General features: G+C 67.7%; 18 protein-coding genes. 15 read left to right on the top strand and 3 right to left on the bottom strand.

The features are described from left to right. Position 1 precedes the first annotated feature (1 nt). Both AZG88_RS33375 and AZG88_RS53080 read right to left on the bottom strand, forming a co-directional pair. On the bottom strand, positions 2 to 1,246 hold the full coding sequence (locus AZG88_RS33375; protein WP_061041614.1) for an esterase/lipase family protein: 1,245 nt from the start codon (positions 1,244 to 1,246) through the stop codon (positions 2 to 4). A gap of 324 nt (positions 1,247 to 1,570) precedes the next feature. Then, on the bottom strand, positions 1,571 to 1,708 hold the full coding sequence (locus AZG88_RS53080; RefSeq protein ID WP_179443149.1) for a hypothetical protein: 138 nt from the start codon (positions 1,706 to 1,708) through the stop codon (positions 1,571 to 1,573). A gap of 304 nt (positions 1,709 to 2,012) precedes the next feature. Here AZG88_RS53080 and AZG88_RS33370 point away from each other — a divergent pair, with 304 nt between their 5' ends. Continuing rightward, positions 2,013 to 2,534, top strand: a complete 522-nt coding sequence (locus AZG88_RS33370; RefSeq protein ID WP_005239080.1) for an OmpA family protein — start codon at positions 2,013 to 2,015, stop codon at positions 2,532 to 2,534. A gap of 10 nt (positions 2,535 to 2,544) precedes the next feature. Here AZG88_RS33370 and AZG88_RS33365 read toward each other — a convergent pair whose 3' ends face one another. Beyond that, complete coding sequence (locus AZG88_RS33365) at positions 2,545 to 3,675, bottom strand: NADH:flavin oxidoreductase (protein WP_061041615.1); 1,131 nt, start codon at positions 3,673 to 3,675, stop codon at positions 2,545 to 2,547. A 138-nt stretch (positions 3,676 to 3,813) separates the two neighbouring features. On the opposite strand from AZG88_RS33365, the gene AZG88_RS33360 reads away from it, so the two are divergent. From AZG88_RS33360 to nuoI, 14 genes are all read left to right on the top strand, one after another. Continuing rightward, positions 3,814 to 5,445: an amidohydrolase gene (locus AZG88_RS33360; protein WP_005239084.1), complete on the top strand. Its 1,632-nt coding sequence runs from the start codon at positions 3,814 to 3,816 to the stop codon at positions 5,443 to 5,445. Next, the gene (locus AZG88_RS33355) at positions 5,442 to 6,845 is read left to right on the top strand and encodes a chloride channel protein (protein WP_061700262.1); all 1,404 of its coding nucleotides are present in this window, start codon (positions 5,442 to 5,444) and stop codon (positions 6,843 to 6,845) included. The genes AZG88_RS33360 and AZG88_RS33355 overlap by 4 nt, the downstream gene beginning before the upstream one ends. 42 nt (positions 6,846 to 6,887) lie before the next feature. Continuing rightward, positions 6,888 to 7,787: a restriction endonuclease gene (locus AZG88_RS33350; RefSeq protein ID WP_005253670.1), complete on the top strand. Its 900-nt coding sequence runs from the start codon at positions 6,888 to 6,890 to the stop codon at positions 7,785 to 7,787. 166 nt (positions 7,788 to 7,953) lie between these two features. Beyond that, positions 7,954 to 9,162, top strand: coding sequence for a serine hydrolase domain-containing protein (locus AZG88_RS33345; protein WP_005239102.1), 1,209 nt, complete (start codon positions 7,954 to 7,956; stop codon positions 9,160 to 9,162). 105 nt (positions 9,163 to 9,267) lie between these two features. Beyond that, a complete protein-coding gene (locus tag AZG88_RS33340) occupies positions 9,268 to 9,690 on the top strand; it encodes an Rv3143 family two-component system response regulator (protein WP_025432177.1) in 423 nt (140 codons plus the stop codon). Positions 9,691 to 9,908: 218 nt separating this feature from the next. Beyond that, a complete protein-coding gene (locus tag AZG88_RS33335; protein ID WP_005239104.1) occupies positions 9,909 to 10,268 on the top strand; it encodes an NADH-quinone oxidoreductase subunit A in 360 nt (119 codons plus the stop codon). A gap of 49 nt (positions 10,269 to 10,317) precedes the next feature. Next, a complete protein-coding gene (locus AZG88_RS33330; protein ID WP_005239105.1) occupies positions 10,318 to 10,872 on the top strand; it encodes a NuoB/complex I 20 kDa subunit family protein in 555 nt (184 codons plus the stop codon). A gap of 249 nt (positions 10,873 to 11,121) precedes the next feature. Continuing rightward, entirely contained in the window at positions 11,122 to 11,844 is a 723-nt protein-coding gene (locus AZG88_RS33325) for an NADH-quinone oxidoreductase subunit C (protein WP_005239106.1), read from the top strand. Next, positions 11,844 to 13,160, top strand: a complete 1,317-nt coding sequence (gene nuoD, locus AZG88_RS33320) for an NADH dehydrogenase (quinone) subunit D (RefSeq protein ID WP_005239107.1) — start codon at positions 11,844 to 11,846, stop codon at positions 13,158 to 13,160. Before AZG88_RS33325 ends, nuoD begins: the two co-directional genes overlap by 1 nt. Beyond that, complete coding sequence (nuoE, locus tag AZG88_RS33315; RefSeq protein WP_061700261.1) at positions 13,157 to 14,080, top strand: NADH-quinone oxidoreductase subunit NuoE; 924 nt, start codon at positions 13,157 to 13,159, stop codon at positions 14,078 to 14,080. Before nuoD ends, nuoE begins: the two co-directional genes overlap by 4 nt. A 1-nt stretch (position 14,081) precedes the next feature. Further along, positions 14,082 to 15,380, top strand: coding sequence for an NADH-quinone oxidoreductase subunit NuoF (gene nuoF / locus AZG88_RS33310; RefSeq protein WP_005239110.1), 1,299 nt, complete (start codon positions 14,082 to 14,084; stop codon positions 15,378 to 15,380). Between the two features lie 51 nt (positions 15,381 to 15,431). Then, positions 15,432 to 17,882, top strand: coding sequence for an NADH-quinone oxidoreductase subunit G (locus AZG88_RS33305; RefSeq protein ID WP_061700260.1), 2,451 nt, complete (start codon positions 15,432 to 15,434; stop codon positions 17,880 to 17,882). Next, entirely contained in the window at positions 17,879 to 19,231 is a 1,353-nt protein-coding gene (nuoH, locus tag AZG88_RS33300; RefSeq protein WP_005239113.1) for an NADH-quinone oxidoreductase subunit NuoH, read from the top strand. Before AZG88_RS33305 ends, nuoH begins: the two co-directional genes overlap by 4 nt. Continuing rightward, positions 19,224 to 19,790, top strand: coding sequence for an NADH-quinone oxidoreductase subunit NuoI (nuoI, locus tag AZG88_RS33295; protein WP_005239114.1), 567 nt, complete (start codon positions 19,224 to 19,226; stop codon positions 19,788 to 19,790). The genes nuoH and nuoI overlap by 8 nt, the downstream gene beginning before the upstream one ends. Positions 19,791 to 19,799 lie beyond the last annotated feature (9 nt).

The raw sequence follows: 19,799 nt of genomic DNA, 5'->3' as shown, positions 1-19,799 counted from the left end.
GTCAGCCGGCTTCCGGCGTGCCGAGCCATTCGAGCAGCTTCTCGTACACCGACTCGTGGTTGAGCATCGTGAAATGGTTCGCGGGCGCGAGGTGCATGCCGTCCTCGTCGCGGAAGCCGATCATCCGCGTCCGGTTCCGGCCGGACGCACTCGGCACGAGCACCATGCCGTCGCCGAGCAGGCGTCCCAGTGGATGTCTCGGGCTGCGGGTGATGGTCGCGGAGACGAAGCAGTACGTCACGCCGTCGAGGAGCGGGACCTCACTGCACGCCGCGGCGCGGAGCGCGTCGGGATCGCGATCGCGCCAGTCCTCGTCGACGAGCGAACCCTGGTTCAGATCCCGGATGCCGGCGCTCCTTCTGCGTAGGAGCCCGGAGATGGCACGCGTCTCGGGCAGTGTGGCCAGCCCGGCGCTCGCGTAGTGGACGGCCTGCTCCAACGGGGCGCCGAGGTGGGGTGAGCCGAGACTCACGACGTGCCGCACCCGCCTCACCCACGGGCGGTCGTCGAGGAAGGCGATCCGGCAGGCGCTGCGGGCCACGAGGCCACCCATGGAATGCCCGATGAGTGCGATCGACTCGACCTCGACCGGCCAGTGCTCGGTGACCGTGTCCAGAAGTTCGGACAGGCTCCTGCCGTTGTCCGAGATGTGCCTGCCGGAGTTGTACCGGATCTGCAGCGCCGTGTAGCCGAGGTCCGTTGCGAGCCGTTCACCGTAGGTGGGACGGCGGCCCAGCGCCCACGCGTCCTCGGTCTCGACGAGTCCGTGCAGGAAGACGACGATGCGGCCGCCGGCGCGCGGAAAGGCGTCGGCGAGCGTGCCCGCGTCCGGCGCGAGCGCGACACCGTTCACCCGTATCGCCAGGGGTTCGGCGAGCGGCGACCCCTCCGATTCCAGTACGTCCCCGATCAGACCCTGGATCGCGGCGATGGCCTGGGCTCCGCGGCGTGTCTGGGACGGGGCGACGTTCTCCGACGACGGGAGGTCGAGGAACCGTCCTGCGAGGGAACCGCCGAGACGTGCGGTGTCGGCGACGAGTGTGTACGCGGCGCCCGAGATCTCGTCGTGGAGCAGTTTGGCGGGGACGGCGTGGGAGCCGACACCGAGCCGGATGCCGGCGAAGACGCGATCCGATATGGCGCGGTGGATGCTGCCGATGCCGGTGGCGGCGGCCCCGATTTCCTCGAGGGCCAGCCGGGCGAGGGCCCGCACCTCGGAGCGGCGTCTGATCTGCGGGTCGGTCACGAGATTTGAGTGTACGCATGTGCACTGAGATGCGCGCGTGTTACGGAAGTACCGAATATATGCGCCGTAGTCGATTATTTCGAGAATAAATCAACGGTGAAGCGGAAAAGTTGATCTTCGGAAGGTCGACTCAATTGGTCGACCGACCAATTACGGGAAAATCGCTGGTGACGTGGATAATGAACATGTTCACGTCACGGATTAATCGTCGTGATAGGTACGTGATGAGTCGCTCGAAGCGTGCCGACAACGCCGTGACGGGGCTCGCGCGCCTGAGCGTGCGAACCCCGTCACGGGTGTTCAAGTCTTGTGCCAGCGGAAATGCTAGCCAATCGTGGCCGCGGCCGCGGTTGCGGCGTCTGCGCCACCGCCCACTGCGTCGGCGGAACCCGAGAAGAAGTCCAGGGCACCGGCGAGGTCGGAGAAGGCGGAGAAGAATTCGGACAGGAAGGCGAGATCCATGCTTTTAACTCCTTGCTCGGTTGTGGGCATTTATGTCGGCGCTGAGCGGGCGCCGGATTCATTCCTACCGTTATTGAAATGAGATCGCAATCCGAAGGTTTAACCGAAATGAAACGCGGGACGAATTACCGGGTTCCGACCAGGTGAGAAGCCCGTGTCCGGATTCACATCCGTCGGGCCTGATCCCACGATGTGGGAGCCGCGGCGCTGTCCGAATACCGCCGTCGCCGGGCGCCGGCGGGGCTATCCTCGTCCCACGACGTGTAGCGCCTTCCGGACATACCGACGTATAGGGGAATCCATCATGCGCAAGACCATCGTCACCGGTATCGCGGTCGCGGCCATCGCTCTGCTCGGCGCGGCCGGCTGTTCCGACGACAGCTCGAACGAGGCTCCGATCGCGACCACGACGACCTCTTCCGCGTCCGACCGGGTGGAAGGCGCGATCAGCAGTGTGCAAGCTACGGCGTCGTCCGCCGTCAACACCGCGCGCGAGGCCACGCAGAACGCGATCAACTCGGCCATCGCGGCGGTCCCGATCGGATTCGAGTCGGGAACCGCCGAGCTCAACGCCATCTCGGACGTCACCGTCCAGGCGGTAGCCGCTGCGATGAAGGCCGGCGACAGCAAGATCGAGATCGAGGCGTACGCCACCAACTCGGACGAGGCGGCCGCCGAACTACTGGCCGATCAGCGCGCCCAGGCCGTCGCCAACGCGCTCGAGGCGCAGGGCGTCGACAAGAGCCGCATCTCGGTCGAGGGAACGGCCAACCCGCCCGAGGGTGTCAACGTCGATCAGGTGGAGATCACCGTCGAGGACAGCTGACCGGCAGAGGTCAGTGCAGAACCGCCCGGTGCTCGTTGCTGTACGGGATGTGCTCGGCGGTCCTGCCGTCGCGGAGTTTGAGCACCCACTCGGGATCGGACAGCAGCGCGCGGCCGACGGCCACGAGGTCGAACTCGCCGTTCTCGTACTGCCGGAGCAGGCGGTCGATACCGGCGGTGTTCGAGGCGCCGTCCGAGGTGAAGGCCGTCGTGAACACGTCGTCGAGACCCACCGAGCCGACCGTGATGGTGGGTAGTCCGGTCAGCCGTTTGGTCCAGCCGGCCAGGCCCAGGTCCCCGTCGTCACCGGCCAGCTCGGCGAACGCCGGTTCCCAGTGCCTGCGGGTGGACGGGTGCAGCACGTCGACGCCGGCGGCGACGAGGGGTGCGAGCACGGCCGCGAGTTCGTCGGGGGACTGCGCGATCCGCGAGTCGTAGTGGTTCGACTTCCACTGGCTGAAGCGGTAGACGATCGCGAAGTCCTCGCCGACGGCCTCGCGGATCGCTGCGACCACCTCGACGGGGAATCGGGTGCGGGCCTCGAGGGATCCGCCGTAGCCGTCGGACCGGACATTCGTGCGGTCCCACAGGAACTGGTCGAGCAGATAGCCGTGCGCACCGTGGAGTTCGATGCCGTCGAAGCCCACGTCGCGCGCGTTGACGGCGGCCGCCACCCAGGACTCGCGCAGCGCGTCGAGATCGGATGAGGTGAATTCGCGTCCCAGGCGGGTCCCGTCCAGAGCGATTCCGGACGGGCTGGCGGTGGTCACGTCGGGATTCAGGCGGGGCTGCGGACCGCGTTCGACGCCCAGATGCCAGAGTTGCGGGATGATCTGCCCGCCCTCGTCGTGGACCGCGTCCACCACCGATTTCCAGCCCGCGAGGCTGTCCTGTCCGTAGAGCAGCGGCACCCTGGTGTGAGATCCGGCGGCCGGGTCGGGAATGTACGTCCCCTCGGTGATGACGAGTCCGACGCCGCCCGCCGCGCGTCGACGGTAGTAGGCCGCGACATCGTCCCCGGGAATGCCGCCGGGGGAGAAAGCCCTGGTCATGGGCGCCATCGTAAAGCGGTTCCGCAGCTGGAGGGATTTGACGGCGAACGGCTCGAAGAGGCCGTCGACGGGCAGCGGTGTTTCGGTCATGCCTGTCTGCAACTGATCTTGGTTACGCACTATTCCTGCATATGGCCTGCTGTGTAGTTGTAATCTGAAGTCACAGTCGACACTCGCTGCCGGCGCGTGGGCCCTCGCCCGCGCCCGGTCTGACGGGAGGGTGCACTGATGGGCACGAACGACGCACAAGCTGCCGATCTGGTGCTTTTCGGTGACGTGGTCACCATGAACGATGCCGCGCCACGCGCTCGGGCGGTTGCGGTGCGAGACGGGCGGATCGCCGCTGTCGGCAACGATGCCGCCGTGTTCCCGCTGATCGGACCGGCAACGATCACGGTCGACCTGCACCGCGCATGCATACTTCCCGGCTTCATCGAGGCGCACGGCCACCCGCTGAACTCCGCGGTGTTGCTCGGTGAACCGGTCGTGGACATCAGGCCGGTGACCATCGCCGACGCGGGGGAGGTGGTCGACGCCGTCCGCCGCGCCGTCGACGAGCACCCCGACGGCGCCGTGCTCAACGGATGGGACCCACTGCTGCAGAAAGGGCTGCCCGAGCCGACCCGTGACTGGCTCAATTCCGTCGCTCCCGATACGTCCCTGGTGATCCTGCACAACACCGGCCACGTGGCCTACTTCAACGACGTCGCCGCGCGGGAATCCGGATTGACCAAGGACACGCCGGACCCGGAGGGCGGCAGTTTCGGTCGTGACAAGTCGGGTGAACTGGACGGTTCGGCGTTCGAGGCGCCCGCGGTGATGGCGGTGGCCGCCTCGATCCTCGCGGGCGCGAGCACCCGGCTCCCGGAACTCCTCGCCGCGGAATGCGCGCGGATGAATGCGGCAGGCATCACCACCGCCAGTGAGATGGCATTCGACCCACGGTTCCGCAGCGCCCTGACGGCGTTCGCCCGGTCCGGCGCACTCACCACCCGACTGCGGTTGTACGAGATGTCCAACCCGGAGCGCACCTCCGAAGTCTCACCCGGAGTCGGCAACGACCTGCTGCGCCAGGTGGGCATCAAGATCTGGTCGGACGGGTCGCCGTGGGTGGGCAATGCGGCCACCAGCTTTCCGTACCTCGACACGGACGTCACTCGGTCGCTCGGCCTCGCCGGAACGCGTGGCGAGGCCAATTACACCGAGGACGAGATTCTCGAGATCAGCAAGCCGTATTTCGAGAACGGCTGGCAGATCTCCTGCCATGCCAACGGTGACGCCGCGGTCGCCCTGGTCCTCGACGCGTGGGAGCGGATGCTCGCCGACTCTCCACGAGAGGATCACCGACTCCGGCTCGAGCACGTCGGGGCGATGACCCCGGACCAGTTCCGCCGAGCGACCGAACTCGGCGTCACGTGCAGCCTGTTCGTCGACCACCTCTACTACTGGGGCGACGTGCTCGTCGACGACCTGTTCGGTCCCGAGCGTGGAGCACGTTGGGCGGCTGCCGGTTCCGCGATCAAGGCGGGCCAGCGGATCTCGTTCCACAACGACGGCCCGGTCACCCCGACCAACCCGCTGCGCAACATCGCCGACGCCGTCACCCGCCGCACCCGATCGGGACGTGTGCTCGCTCCCGAGGAACGGATCTCCGTCCCGGATGCACTGCGGGCGGAGACGATCAACTCGGCGTGGCACCTCCGGAGCGAGGACGCCATCGGGGCAATCGTCCCCGGTATGCACGCCGATCTCGTCGTGTTGTCGGCCAACCCGCTTCTGGTGGATCCCGACGACATCGCGGACCTCGAGGTGCTCGCCACGATCCTGGAGGGTCGGACGGTCTTCGGAAAGCTGGAGTGATCCGGGTGGCGCCCGGGTCGAGGGCTCTGCGGTCGATCGGGACGTCAGCCGGAAACTGGATCCGGACTTCGGGTTACACCCGCAAATGGCTGGTTCTCGGCGTCGTGATCGGGACCGTCGCCGGGCTCGGGGCGGTCGTGTTCTACGTCGCGCTGTCGGAGGCGACGCAACTGCTGATCGTCGGCATCGGGGGCTACCACCCGCCGACCGCGGCGGGCGACGGTGGGGCGGTCGGCAGCCGGGAGTTCACGAGACGGTGGGCGATCCCGCTCGTGGTGTGCCTGGGTGGACTGGTGTCGGGCATCATCGTGTTCACGCTGGCACCGGAGGCCGAGGGGCACGGCACCGACGCGGCGATCGACGCCGTTCACCGGGACCCCCGCATGATCCGCGTCCGCGTCGTCCTCGTGAAGCTGGTCGCGTCCGCGATCACGATCGGGTCCGGCGGATCCGGCGGTCGCGAGGGCCCCACCGCGCAGATCTCGGCGGGTTTCGGATCGCTTCTCGCCCGCAGGCTGGACCTGTCCCCACGGGACGGTCGAATCGCCGTGGCGATCGGCATCGGCTCCGGTATCGGCGCGATCTTCGGCGCCCCGCTCGGCGGCGCGGTGTTGTGCTGCACGATTCCCTACAAGGAAGACTTCGATTTCGAGGTGCTCGTGCCGGCGCTGGTCACGTCGATCGTGAGTTACACGGTGTTCGGTAGCTTCCTCGGATTCGGGCCGCTGTTCGGGTACGCCGCTCAGGACTACGTCTTCGACACCCCGGTCCAGCTGGTGTGGTTCGCGCTCATCGGTGTGCTCGGCGGCCTGATCGGATTGCTGTACAGCGGGACGTTCTACACGGCCGTCGATCTCACCCACCGTCTGCCCGGCAGCCGGATCGTCAAACCGGCGGTCGGCGGGCTGCTCGTCGGACTGATGGCGCTCGTGTTGCCGGAGGTGCTGGGCAGCGGTTACGGCTGGATCCAGCAGTCGATGGCCCGCGGCGACCTCACGGCCATCCCGCTGTGGGTGGTGCTGCTGTTGCCGTTCGCGAAGATCCTCGCGACGTCGCTGTCCATCGGCTCGGGGGGATCCGGCGGCATCTTCGGCCCGGGAATGGTGATCGGGGCGTTCACCGGTGCCGCGGTGTGGCGACTGCTGGAACCGATCGCCCCGGGCGTCCCCGACAATCCGGCGCCCTTCGTCATCGTCGGCATGATGGCCTGCTTCGGGAGCATCGCCCGCGCTCCTCTCGCGGTGATGCTGATGGTCGCGGAGATGACGGGAAGCGTCGGTGTGCTGGTGCCGGGAATGATCGCCGTCGGGCTCGCCTATCTCATCGTGCGTCGATCCGGGAAGACGATCTACCGGGCGCAGCTCGAGAACCGTGCGGAGGCTCGGCTCGCCCCGGGATGATCGGATCGGGGTCCGTGTGCGGAGGGCCGGGTGGATTCCGGCATGCTTGTGGCCATGACTGTTCACGTTCCTCAGTACGTCGACCTCCTCTGGCCAGCGCTTCAGGCTGCCATTGCTCTCGGTGGTTCGGCGTCCAACGAGGAGCTCGACAGCGCCGTCGTTGAGCGAGAAGGGCTTTCGTCCGACGTGCAGGGTGTGCTGCACGGTGACGGTCCGAGCACCGAGATCGAGTACCGGTTGGCGTGGGCCCGCACCTACCTCAAGGGGATGGGTCTGCTCACGAACAGCCGGCGCGGGGTGTGGAGTGTGACGGAGAAGGGCCGCGAGGTCGCCGAGAGCGAGATCCGCCCCCTGCACGCCGAGTTCTCCGCCGAGAACCGCAAGAAGAATGCCGCCCGCAAATCGGCGAAGGCCGCGTCCCGCCGCAACGACGAACCGGATGCCAACATCGCCGAGGCCGAGAACGACGCGGACTGGAAGGACCTCCTGCTCGACACGGTCCTGAAGATGTCGCCGCCCGCGTTCGAGCGGCTGACCCAGCGGTTGCTGCGGGAGGCCGGATTCTCGAGCGCGTCCGTCACCGGTCGCGGCGGTGACGGGGACATCGAGGGGCTCGGCGTGTATCAGTTGTCGTTGCTCAGTTTCCCCGTGTTCTTCCAGTGCAAGCGCTACAGCGGCAGCGTCGGGGCCGGCGCGGTGCGCGATTTCCGCGGCGCGATGGCGGGGCGCGGCGAGAAGGGCCTGCTCATCACCACCGGAACGTTCACCGGTGACGCCCGCACGGAGTCCAAGAGGGACGGCGCACCGCCGATCGACCTGATCGACGGCGACCGGCTGTGCGACCTGTTGAAGGAGCATTCACTGGGTGTCCAGACCACCACGCGCCTCGTCGAGGACGTCGAGGTCAGGTCGGATTACTTCCACTCGCTGGAGCCGAAATGATCAGCGTCGGGTCACCGCCCCGGCACCCGGACACTCTTTCCCGTTGCGGTATGGCCACGAAGCGATCACGCAGGCCCTGAAGCGGTGCCGCCACCGTCTTCCCGTGTGTAAAGAGGAAGTTAAATACACATGTCACTGACGTGAAAAGCGACCGAGGGAAGTCGATATGACGACCACATCGCCGTGGCCGTTGATGGGCCGCACGGTCCGGCCGCCGGCGGGGATGCTGGCGGACCGTCGGTTCGGGATGCTCGTCGACCAGTTCTTCGGACTCTTCCACGACGCCAGCCAGGGCGGTGGGGCGCTGGCCGTCTACCTTCACGGTGAACCGGTCGTCGACGTGTGGGCCGGGTGGGCGAGCCGCGACACGTTCTGGCAGGACGACACCGTCACCCTCACGTTCTCCACGGGCAAGGGCGTCGCGTCCACCGTTCTGCACCGTCTCGCGGGACGCGGGATCATCGACTACGAGGCGCCGGTGGCGCAGTACTGGCCCGAGTTCGCCGCCGAGGGCAAGGACGAGATCACGGTGCGTGAACTGCTGTCGCACCGCGCCGGACTGCACCGGGTTCGCGGGCTCGTGCCCGGACCGCTGAGTCTGATGGACCATTCGCTGGTCAGTGCCGCACTGGCCGCGGCGACCCCGGATCAGCGGCGGCTGAAGGTCCCCGGCTATCACGCGGTGACGTTCGGCTCGCTCGTCGCCGAACTGACGTCCCGCGCGGCCGGAAAACCCTTCACCGAGCTGGTGCGCACCGAGGTCGCCGAACCGCTCGGGGTGAAGGAGTTCTGGTACGAGGTGCCGCCGGCCGAGCGTGCCCGGATCGCGAGGACCTTCCCGCACATCAACCCGTTCGGCGTTCCGTGGGGAGCCACGTCGTTCGCGATGTCGCGGCTGCCGGGTCTGCGCAACGTCGCCGACGCCGGCATGCCCGCCGGCTTCGACGCCCTCGTCCGCAACCCCGCGATCCACGACAGCGTCATGCCGGGGTGGAACGGCGTGTTCAGCGCCCGCGCGCTGGCGCGGATGTACGGGGCGCTGGCGAACGGCGGAACCGTCGGCGGCGTGGAGTTCCTCCCGCCGGACGTCGTGGCGCAACTGAGCCAGGTGCAGACGACGGCCCGCGACTACGTCCTGGGCATACCGATGAACTGGCGGCTCGGCTACCACGCGGGGATGGTGGCACGCCGCAGGCAGCCGTCGAATACCTTCGGGCACTACGGCTTGGGTGGGTCGGGCGCATTCGCCGACGCCGACAGCGGGCTGTCGATCGCATTCGTCACCAACCGCCTCGGCAACATGCTGACTCCCATCGCCGACCTCCGCCTGCCGAAGCTCGGCTCGACGGCGCTCGCCATCGCCGAGAGGCTGTAGCCGAGCAGTTCCGGCCGCCGGCGAACCAATTCGATTTCGACGCGCCGTTTTTCGATCGTCGCGAGCCGCAGGTCTGGAGAGCGGGGGACCGGTAGCATCGTGTCCGTGACCGACGCGACCGCCCACACCAGCCGTCCCGATCGGTTGCGTGTCCTCGTCTACAGCGACGATGCGAACACCCGCCAGAAGGTTGTTCTGGCGCTGGGGACGCGTCCGCACCCCGACCTTCCGGAGTTGGAGTACGTCGAGGTGGCGACCGCGCCCGTGGTGATCCGGCAGATGGATGCCGGCGGTGTCGACCTTGCCGTTCTGGACGGGGAGGCGGTGCCCGCGGGCGGGATGGGGATCGCGAAGCAGTTGAAAGACGAGATCGACGACTGCCCCCCGATCCTGGTCCTGACCGGGCGCCCCGACGACGCCTGGCTGGCCACCTGGTCGCGGGCCGAGGCCGCGGTGCCGCATCCGCTCGACCCGATCCGGTTGTCCGAAGCGGTCATAGCGCTGCTGCGCACCCGCCTCTCAGCTTAGGCTCTCCTGACTCCGATTTCCGCCGCGTGAAGGTGCATCGAGCGCCTGTGCCGCAGGGGTTTTCCGTACTTCGAGATCGCCTGGAACTCGCACGGTCAAATCGACCGGGCTCGACGACTTCCCTTGTACGCTGTGGCATAACTCACAAGAGCGTAGCTTCGGAAACGACCGCCCGGGAATCGGGCGGACAGGCTCGGGAAGAGGGGAGCTGAGACGGCATGAATGTCTACGTGCCGATCCTCGTGCTCGGGGCGATTGCGGTCGCGTTCGCGGTCTTCTCCGTGATCGTGGCGAGGATCGTCGGTCCGAGGCGCTACAACCGTGCCAAGCTCGACGCCTACGAGTGCGGCATCGAGCCGACGCTCTCGCCTCTGGGTGCGGGCCGCATCCCGGTGAAGTACTACCTGACGGCCATGCTCTTCATCATCTTCGACATCGAGATCGTGTTCCTCTATCCGTGGGCTGTTCATTTCGATGCTCTCGGCTTCTTCGGTCTCGGGGCCATGGCCCTGTTCATCTTCAACGTCTCCGTCGCCTACGCGTACGAGTGGCGGCGTGGCGGTCTCAGTTGGGACTGATCGGTCCCGTCAGCGATCCAAAAGCTAAGTCGGAAGAGAAGAGTCGGATATGGGCATCGAGGAGAAGCTGCCGAGCGGCTTCCTGCTGACCACGGTCGAAGGGCTCGCGGGTTACGTCCGCAAGGGTTCGCTGTGGCCGGCGAGTTTCGGGCTCGCCTGCTGCGCGATCGAGATGATGGCCACCGCCGGCGGACGCTTCGACATCGCCCGTTTCGGCATGGAGGCGTTCCGGGCCTCACCGCGGCAGGCGGACCTGATGATCGTGGCAGGCCGGGTGAGCCAGAAGATGGCGCCGGTTTTGCGGCAGATCTACGACCAGATGGTCGAGCCGAAGTGGGTGCTGGCGATGGGTGTCTGCGCGTCGTCGGGCGGCATGTTCAACAACTACGCGATCGTGCAGGGCGTCGACCACATCGTGCCGGTGGACATCTATCTGCCGGGATGCCCGCCGCGGCCCGAGATGCTGCTGAACGCGATCCTCACGCTGCACGAGAAGATCCAGCAGATGCCGCTCGGCGTCCACCGGGAGGAGGTGGCGCGTGCGGCGGAGCAGGCGGCGCTGGCCGCCACCCCCACCATCCAGATGAAGGGCCTTCTTCGATGACCGGGGCGAGCGGCCGTGGTTCGAGGGAGCGAAGCGAACCGAGCGGTTGGGGCCGGGGCCGTGCGGTGGTGTCGGGGGTGCGAAGTGAGCCGAGCGGTTGGGGCCGGGGCCGTGCGGTGGTGTCGGGGGTGCGAAGTGAGCCGAGCGGTTGGGGCCGGGGCCGTGCGGTGGTGTCGGGGGTGCGAAGTGAGCCGAGCGGTTGGGGCCGGGGCCGTGCGGTCTGGACCGAGGAACGAGGGAGCGTAGCGAGTGAGTGACGAGGGAAGACCGCACGACAAGGCCCCGGCACCCGCGAGCGAAGCGAGCCGAGTTACAGAACAGATCGGTGTGCGCAAGGGGCTGTTCGGGGTGCGGGGTAGTGGGGATACGTCGGGGTATGGGCGGTTGGTGCGTCCGGTGTTGTTGCCGGGGAGTACGCCGCGGCCGTATGGCGGGTATTTCGACGAGGTCGCGGATGGGCTGGGGGCGGCGTTGGCGGAGTCGGGTGTGGGTTTCGAGGTGGCGATCGAGTCGGTTGTGGTGTTTCGGGGTGAGGTGACGTTCGGTGTGCGGCGGGAGTTTTTGCCGTTGGTGGCGCGGGCGTTGCGTGATGAGCCGGATCTGCGGTTCGAGATGTGTCTGGGTGTGAATGGTGTGCATTTCCCGCAGGATGCGGGCCGGGAGTTGCATGCGGTGTATCCGTTGTTGTCGATCACGCACAATCGTCGGATTCGTCTGGAGGTTGCGGCACCGGATGCGGATCCGCATATCCCGTCGTTGTACGACGTGTATCCGACGAACGATTGGCACGAGCGGGAGACGTACGACTTCTTCGGGATCGTGTTCGATGGTCATCCGTCGTTGACCCGGATCGAGATGCCGGATGACTGGCCGGGTCATCCGCAGCGGAAGGACTATCCGCTCGGCGGCATTCCCGTCGAGTACAAGGGCGCGGAGATCGCGCCGCCCGACGAGCGGCGGGGGTACAACTGATGAGCGAGGACACGGTTTTCACGGTCGCCGGTCAGGACTGGGACGAGGTTGTCGATGCGGTGAAGGCGTCGTCGGGTGATGCGGGTTCGGAGGGCGCCGAGGAGCGGATCGTCGTCAATATGGGTCCGCAGCATCCATCGACGCACGGGGTGTTGCGGCTCATCTTGGAGATCGAGGGTGAGACCGTCACGGAGGCCCGGTGCGGTATCGGTTATCTGCATACGGGGATCGAGAAGAACCTCGAGTACCGGACGTGGACGCAGGGCGTGACGTTCGTGACGCGGATGGATTACCTGTCGCCGTTCTTCAACGAGACGGCGTATTGCCTCGGTGTGGAGAAGTTGCTGGACATCACGGACCAGGTTCCGGAGCGGGCGAGCGTCATCCGGGTCATGTTGATGGAGCTCAACCGCATCTCCTCGCATCTGGTGGCGCTGGCCACGGGTGGTATGGAGTTGGGGGCGGTCACGGCGATGCTGTTCGGTTTCCGGGAACGCGAGCTGGTTCTGGACGTGTTCGAGATGATCACGGGACTGCGCATGAATCACGCGTACATCCGGCCGGGCGGTTTGTCGCAGGATCTGCCGGAGGGTGCCGTGGAGAAGGTGCGCGAGTTGCTCACGTTGATGCCGGAACGGCTGCGGGACATGGAGAATCTTCTCAACGACAACCGCATCTGGAAGGGGCGTACGCAGGGCATCGGGTATCTCGACCTCACGGGGTGCATGGCGCTCGGCATCACCGGTCCGATGCTGCGTGCGACGGGTCTGCCGCACGATCTGCGTAAGTCGCAGCCGTATTGCGGTTACGAGAATTACGAGTTCGACGTCAGCACCGATACGGGGTGTGACGCGTATGGCCGCTACCTGATCCGGGTCGACGAGATGAAGGAGTCGCTGAAGATCGTCGAGCAGTGCCTCGACAAGTTGCGGCCGGGCCCGATCATGGCGGAGGACAAGAAGATCGCGTGGCCGGCGGATCTGACGCTGGGCCCCGACGGTCTGGGCAATTCGCCCGGGCACGTCCGCGAGATCATGGATTCGTCGATGGAGTCGCTGATCCATCACTTCAAGTTGGTGACGGAGGGTTTCCGGGTGCCGCCGGGCCAGGTGTATGTGGCGGTGGAGTCGCCGCGGGGTGAGCTCGGTGTGCACATGGTGAGCGACGGCGGCACCCGCCCGTACCGGGTGCATTTCCGGGATCCGTCGTTCACGAACCTGCAGTCGGTGGCGGCCACGTGTGAGGGCGGCATGGTTGCGGATGTCATTGCGGCGGTCGCGAGCATCGATCCGGTGATGGGGGGCGTGGACCGATGACCGAGCAAGCAGCACCGAAGCAAACCCCCATCTTCATCGAGTTCGGGCCCCGGCCGGAGGAGCACGGGCTGCTGGTGCGGCCGGGTGCGCGTGAGGAGTATCCGCCGGAGGTTCGTGCGCGGCTGGACGCCGACGCCGACGTCGTCGTCGCGCGTTACCCGAATTCGCGTTCCGCGCTGCTACCGCTGCTGCATCTGGTGCAGGCGGAGGACGGCTGCATCATGCCGGCGGGGATCGAGTTCTGTGCCGGCCGGCTCGGATTGACCGGCGCGGAGGTGGCCGCGGTGGCGACCTTCTATTCGATGTACCGGCGCGACCCGACGGGCGACTACTACGTCGGAGTGTGCACCAACACGTTGTGCGCGATCATGGGCGGCGACGCGATCCTCGCCGCCCTGGAGGAGCACCTCGACCTGCCGCACGGTGGCACGTCCGCGGACGGCAAGGTCACGCTGGAGCACATCGAGTGCAATGCGGCGTGCGATTACGCCCCGGTGGTGATGGTCAACTGGGAGTTCTTCGACAACCAGACCCCGGAGTCGGCTCGCTCACTCGTCGATTCCCTGCGTTCGGGTGAACGGGTGTCGCCGAGTCGCGGCGCGACGCTGTGCACGTTCCGGGAGACCGCCCGCATTCTCGCCGGGTTCCCCGACGAGCGTCCCGGTGCGCTGGCGGAGGGCGGTACCGCGGGTGACGCCACACTGGCCGGCCTGCGCGTGGCGCACGAACGGGGCATGGCGGCGCCGGATCCTGCGGACACGTCGCTGATCCCGGAGCCGCCGTCGCGGGACACCGAGCCGGTGGCGGCGGAATCGGCGAAGGACCAGCCGTCGCCTGCCCCGTCCGCGACGGTGCCGCCGGATCGGTCCACCTCCGAGACGGATCCGGCGGCCACCGACCCGGGTCGAAAGGGAGACTGACATGCCGCTGACCCCTGTCCTCAGCCGCTACTGGGACGAGCCCGAGTCCTGGACCCTCGACACGTACCGTCGCCACGACGGGTACGAGGCCCTGCAGAAGGCGCTGCGCATGGAGCCGGACGAGGTCATCTCGACGGTCAAGGAGGCAGGACTGCGCGGTCGCGGTGGTGCCGGGTTCCCGACCGGGATGAAGTGGTCGTTCATCCCGCAGGGCGACGACAAGCCGCACTACCTCGTGGTCAACGCCGACGAGTCCGAACCGGGCACCTGCAAGGACATGCCGCTCCTGCTGGCCACGCCGCACGCGCTCGTCGAGGGCGTCATCATCGCGGCGTACGCGATCCGCGCCGGGCACGCCTTCATCTATGTGCGCGGCGAGGTGGTGCCGGTGCTGCGCCGGCTGCACGCCGCGGTCGCGGAGGCGTATGCGGCGGGTTACCTCGGCAAGAACATCCTGGGCACCGGTTTCGACCTCGAACTGGTCGTGCATGCGGGTGCAGGGGCGTACATCTGCGGGGAGGAGACGGCGCTGCTCGATTCGCTGGAGGGTCGCCGTGGTCAGCCTCGGTTGCGTCCGCCGTTCCCCGCGGTGGCCGGTCTCTACGCGTCACCGACCGTCGTCAACAACGTCGAGTCGATTGCGAGCGTCCCACCGATCATCGTGAACGGCATCGAGTGGTTCCGGTCGATGGGCAGTGAGAAGTCGCCCGGCTTCACCCTGTACTCCCTGTCCGGGCACGTGACGAAGCCCGGACAGTACGAGGCCCCGCTCGGAATCACCCTGCGGGAGTTGCTCGAGTACGCGGGTGGAGTCCGCGCAGGGCACCGATTGAAGTTCTGGACTCCGGGCGGTTCCTCGACACCGATCTTCACCGACGAGCATCTCGACGTCGCCCTCGACTACGAGGGTGTCGGCGCCGCCGGATCGATGCTGGGCACCAAGGCCTTGCAGATCTTCGACGAGACCACGTGCGTGGTGCGTGCCGTGCTCCGCTGGACCGAGTTCTATGCGCACGAGTCGTGTGGCAAGTGCACGCCCTGCCGGGAAGGCACCTATTGGCTGGTGCAGATCCTGGAGCGGCTCGAGCGAGGGGAGGGGACCGACGCCGATCTGGAGAAGCTGCTCGACATCGCCGACAACATCCTCGGCAAGTCGTTCTGCGCTCTCGGTGACGGTGCGGCCAGCCCGATCATGTCCTCCATCAAGTACTTCCGCGACGAATACCTCGCACACTTCGAGCAGGGTGGCTGCCCGTTCGACCCGCATCAGTCGACGCTCATGGCTGGAGTACACGCATGATCCGGCGCGGGGGCCGTCCGGTCTGGACCGACGAGCGAGGGAGCGCAGCGAATGAGTGACGAGGGAAGGGCGGGCGTGAAAGCCCCGGCGCCCACTAACGAAGTAGGCGTCGTCATCGACGGCGTCGAGGTGAGTGTCCCCAAGGGCACGTTGGTGATTCGTGCCGCGGAGATGATCGGCATTCAGATCCCGCGGTTCTGCGATCACCCGCTGCTCGATCCGGTCGGCGCCTGCCGCCAGTGCCTCGTCGACGTGGAGGGGCAGCGCAAGCCGCTCGCCTCCTGCACCACGACTGTCACCGACGGCATGGTCGTCCACACCCAGCTCACGTCGCCCGTCGCCGACAAGGCGCAGAAGGGTGTGATGGAGTTACTGCTGATCAACCATCCCCTGGACTGCCCGGTGTGCGACAAGGGCGGCGAGTGCCCCCTGCAGAATCAAGCGATGTCGAATGGGCGCGCGGAGTCGCGTTTCGGTGAGGTCAAGCGCACGTTCCCCAAACCGATTCCGCTGTCCACGGAGGTCCTGCTGGACCGTGAGCGGTGCGTGTTGTGCGCGCGGTGTACCCGGTTCTCCCAGCAGGTCGCCGGCGACCCGTTCATCGAACTCATGGAACGGGGCGCACTGCAGCAGGTCGGGATCTACGCGAAGGAACCGTTCGAGTCGTATTTCTCCGGCAACACCGTCCAGATCTGCCCGGTGGGTGCGCTGACGGGTTCCGCGTACCGTTTCCGGGCCCGCCCGTTCGACCTGGTTTCCAGCCCCAGCGTGTGCGAGCACTGTGCGAGCGGGTGCGCCCAGCGCACCGACCACCGGCGGGGGAAGGTGCTGCGCCGGCTGGCGGGCGACGATCCGGAGGTCAACGAGGAGTGGAATTGCGACAAGGGGCGGTGGGCGTTCGCCTACGCCACCGAGCGTGACCGGATCACCGCCCCGTTGGTCCGCGGCGACGACGGCATTCTGGCACCCGCCTCCTGGTCCGAGGCCCTGGCCGTCGCGGCGCGGGGATTGGCCGCCGCGCGGGGGAACGCGGGTGTTCTCGTCGGGGGCCGGTCCACGTGGGAGGACGCGTACGCGTACGCGAAGTTCGCGCGAACAGCGCTCGGCACCAACGACATCGACTTCCGCAGTCGCGCGCACTCCGGTGAGGAGGCCGAGTTCCTGGCCGCCCGGGTGGCGGGGCAGCGACTCGCGGTCACCTACGAGGACCTCGACGTCGCGCCGGTCGTCCTTCTCGCCGCGTTCGAGCCGGAGGAGGAATCGCCGATCGTCTTCCTCCGGCTGCGCAAGGCCGCGCGCGCGAAGGCCGTTCCGGTCTACTCGATCGCCCCGTACACGTCCCGTGGGCTGGAGAAGATGTCCGGCCGGCTGCTGCGGTCCGCGCCGAATGCGGAGGCGGAGGTCCTCGACGGACTCCGCACGGGTGATCTGGACTCGGGTGTCACCGAGCTGCTGCGCCGGCCGGGTGCGGTCATCGTGGTCGGGGAGAGACTCGCCGGGGTGCCGGGGGCGCTGTCCGCGGCGATCCGGCTGGCCGACGACACCGGGGCCCGGCTGGCCTGGGTGCCGCGACGGGCCGGCGAACGAGGCGCGCTCGAGGCGGGCGCGCTGCCCGGACTGCTCCCGGGTGGCAGACCGGTGGGCGATCCGGAGGCGCGGCGGCAGGTCGCGTCCGTATGGAACGCCGCGGATCTGCCGGACACCGCAGGCCGGGATACCGCGGGCATCCTCGCCGCGGCCGAGGCGAAGACGCTCGGGGCGCTGGTGATCGGCGGTGTCGAGGCCGACGACCTCCCCGACCCGCAGGCCGCGCTGGCCGCCGTCGAGGCGGCAGGGTTCGTCGTGAGTCTGGAACTGCGCCACAGTGCGATCAGCGAGCGCGCGGACGTGGTGTTCCCCATCGCACCGGTCATGGAGAAGCCGGGCACCTTCCTCGACTGGGAAGGGCGCACACGCGATTTCGACGCCGCCCTCCGTGCCACCGGGTCGATGCCCGATCAGCGGGTGCTCCACGCGATCGCCGGCGAAATGGGTGTCCCGCTGGGTCTTCCGGACGCCGCGACCGCACGGCGCGAACTCGAGAGGCTCGGCGCCTGGGACGGTAACTTTCCGGATCCGCCCGACCACCCGCAACCGCCGCGGCGGGAACCCGGGCCGGGGGAGGCGGTGCTCGCCACCTGGCGGATGCTCCTCGACTCGGGACGGCTGCAGGACGGGGAGCCGCACCTGGCGGGCACTGCCCGCACTCCGGTCGTTCGGATGTCCGCGGCCTCGGCGGCAGAGTCGGGTGCCGCTGACGGAGATCCGGTCACCGTCACGACGGAACGGGGCGCCGTCACGCTGCCGTTGGTGATCACCGACATGCCGGATCGAGTGGTGTGGCTGCCCCTCAACTCGCCCGGATCCGCCGTCTACCGGCAACTGGCCGCCCGGGCGGGGAGCGTCGTGAACGTCCGCCGCGCGGCCGGCACCAGCGGGATGGTCGCGGGAGGTGCGCTGTGACGATCGAGGCCGTCTACCCCGACCCTGCGCTGTTCGGCCACGACCCGTGGTGGCTGGTGCTCGGCAAGGCCCTGGCCATCTTCGTGTTCCTCGTCCTCACCCCGCTTCTGACGATCCTGGCCGAACGCAAGGTCATGGCCTGGATGCAGATGCGCGTCGGCCCGAACCGGGTGGGCCCGCGGGGCATGCTGCAGAGCCTCGCCGACGGCATCAAGCTCGCACTGAAGGAGGGGATCGTCCCGAAGGGTGTGGACAAGCCGATCTACATCCTGGCGCCGATCATCGCCGCGGTGCCTGCGTTCATGGCGTTCGCCGTGATCCCGTTCGGCCCGGCGGTGTCGATCTTCGGGCACTACACGCCATTGCAGCTGACGGACCTCCCCGTGGCCGTCCTCTACGTCCTCGCGGCCACATCGATCGGCGTCTACGGCATCGTGCTCGCCGGCTGGGCGTCCGGCTCCACGTACCCGTTGCTGGGAGGGCTGCGCTCGACGGCGCAGGTGATCTCGTACGAGATCGCGATGGCGTTGTCGTTCGCGGCCGTCTTCCTGGACGCCGGAACGATGTCCACGTCGGGCATCGTCGCCGCCCAGGAACACACCTGGTACGTCTTCCTGCTGCTGCCGTCGTTCCTCATCTACGTCACGTCGATGGTCGGCGAGACCAACCGGGCGCCCTTCGACCTGCCCGAGGCGGAAGGCGAACTGGTCGGCGGGTTCCACACCGAGTACTCCTCGCTGAGCTTCGCGATGTTCATGCTCGCCGAGTACGTGAACATGGTGACGGTCTCGGCGCTCGCCACCACACTGTTCCTCGGCGGTTGGCACGCCCCGTTCCCGCTCAGCCTGTGGGACGGCGCCAATTCCGGCTGGTGGCCGGTGCTCTGGTTCACGCTGAAGGTCTGGGGTTTCCTGTTCGTGTTCGTCTGGCTGCGGGCCACGCTGCCCCGGCTGCGGTACGACCAGTTCATGGGTCTCGGCTGGAAGATCCTGATCCCGATCTCGCTGGTGTGGGTCATGATCGTCGCCACCGTCCGGGCCTTCCGCAACGAGGGTTACGACGCCCGGTCGATCGCGCTCGTCGTCGCCGGCCTCGTCGTGGCCCTCGTCGTGGTGGTGCTCCTGTGGAAGCGCCTGCGTCCGGGCGGCGTTCGCGCACCCGAGAAGCCGGTCGAGCCGCGGGGACGTGCCGAACTGGCCCCGGAGACACTCGAACCGTTCGACCCCATGGCCGGTGGATTCCCGGTCCCGCCGATGCCGGGTCAGACGCTGCCTGCGTTCCGGCGCACGCCCGTCTCCGTCGCCGGCGCGCACTCCACCGGTCCCACCCAGGAGGACAGCGATGACTAAATTCCTCGGCCCCATAGCGGGTTTCGGCGTGACCTTCTCGACGATGTTCAAGAAATCGAACACCGAGTTCTACCCCGAGGAGAAGGTGCCGACGGCGGCCCGCTACCACGGCAGGCATCAGCTCAACCGTTACGCGGACGGGTTGGAGAAGTGCATCGGGTGCGAACTGTGTGCCTGGGCGTGCCCCGCCGACGCCATCTACGTGGAGGGCGCCGACAACACCGACGAGGAACGCTTCTCGCCCGGCGAGCGGTACGGCCAGGTGTATCAGATCAACTACCTGCGCTGCATCGGGTGCGGGCTGTGTATCGAGGCGTGCCCGACGCGGGCGCTGACCATGACCAACGAGTACGAGATGGCCGACGACAACCGGGCCGGTCTGATCTACGAGAAGGACCGGCTGCTGGCCCCGCTCGAGTCCGGCATGGTCGAGTCGCCGCACCCGATGGCCCCGGGCACCACCGCTGAGGACTACTACCGCGGCACGGTGACCGGGGGAGCGGCGGCTGCGGCGCAGGACGAGTCCGAGGTCGAGGACACGGCGGGGGACAGGCCGTGATCGAGGGAG

The sequence above is a fragment of the Rhodococcus sp. LB1 genome, from assembly GCF_001583455.1.
In the GTDB taxonomy this organism is placed as follows: domain Bacteria; phylum Actinomycetota; class Actinomycetes; order Mycobacteriales; family Mycobacteriaceae; genus Rhodococcus_F; species Rhodococcus_F opacus.
This window is presented reverse-complemented; position numbering and strand designations above follow the sequence as displayed.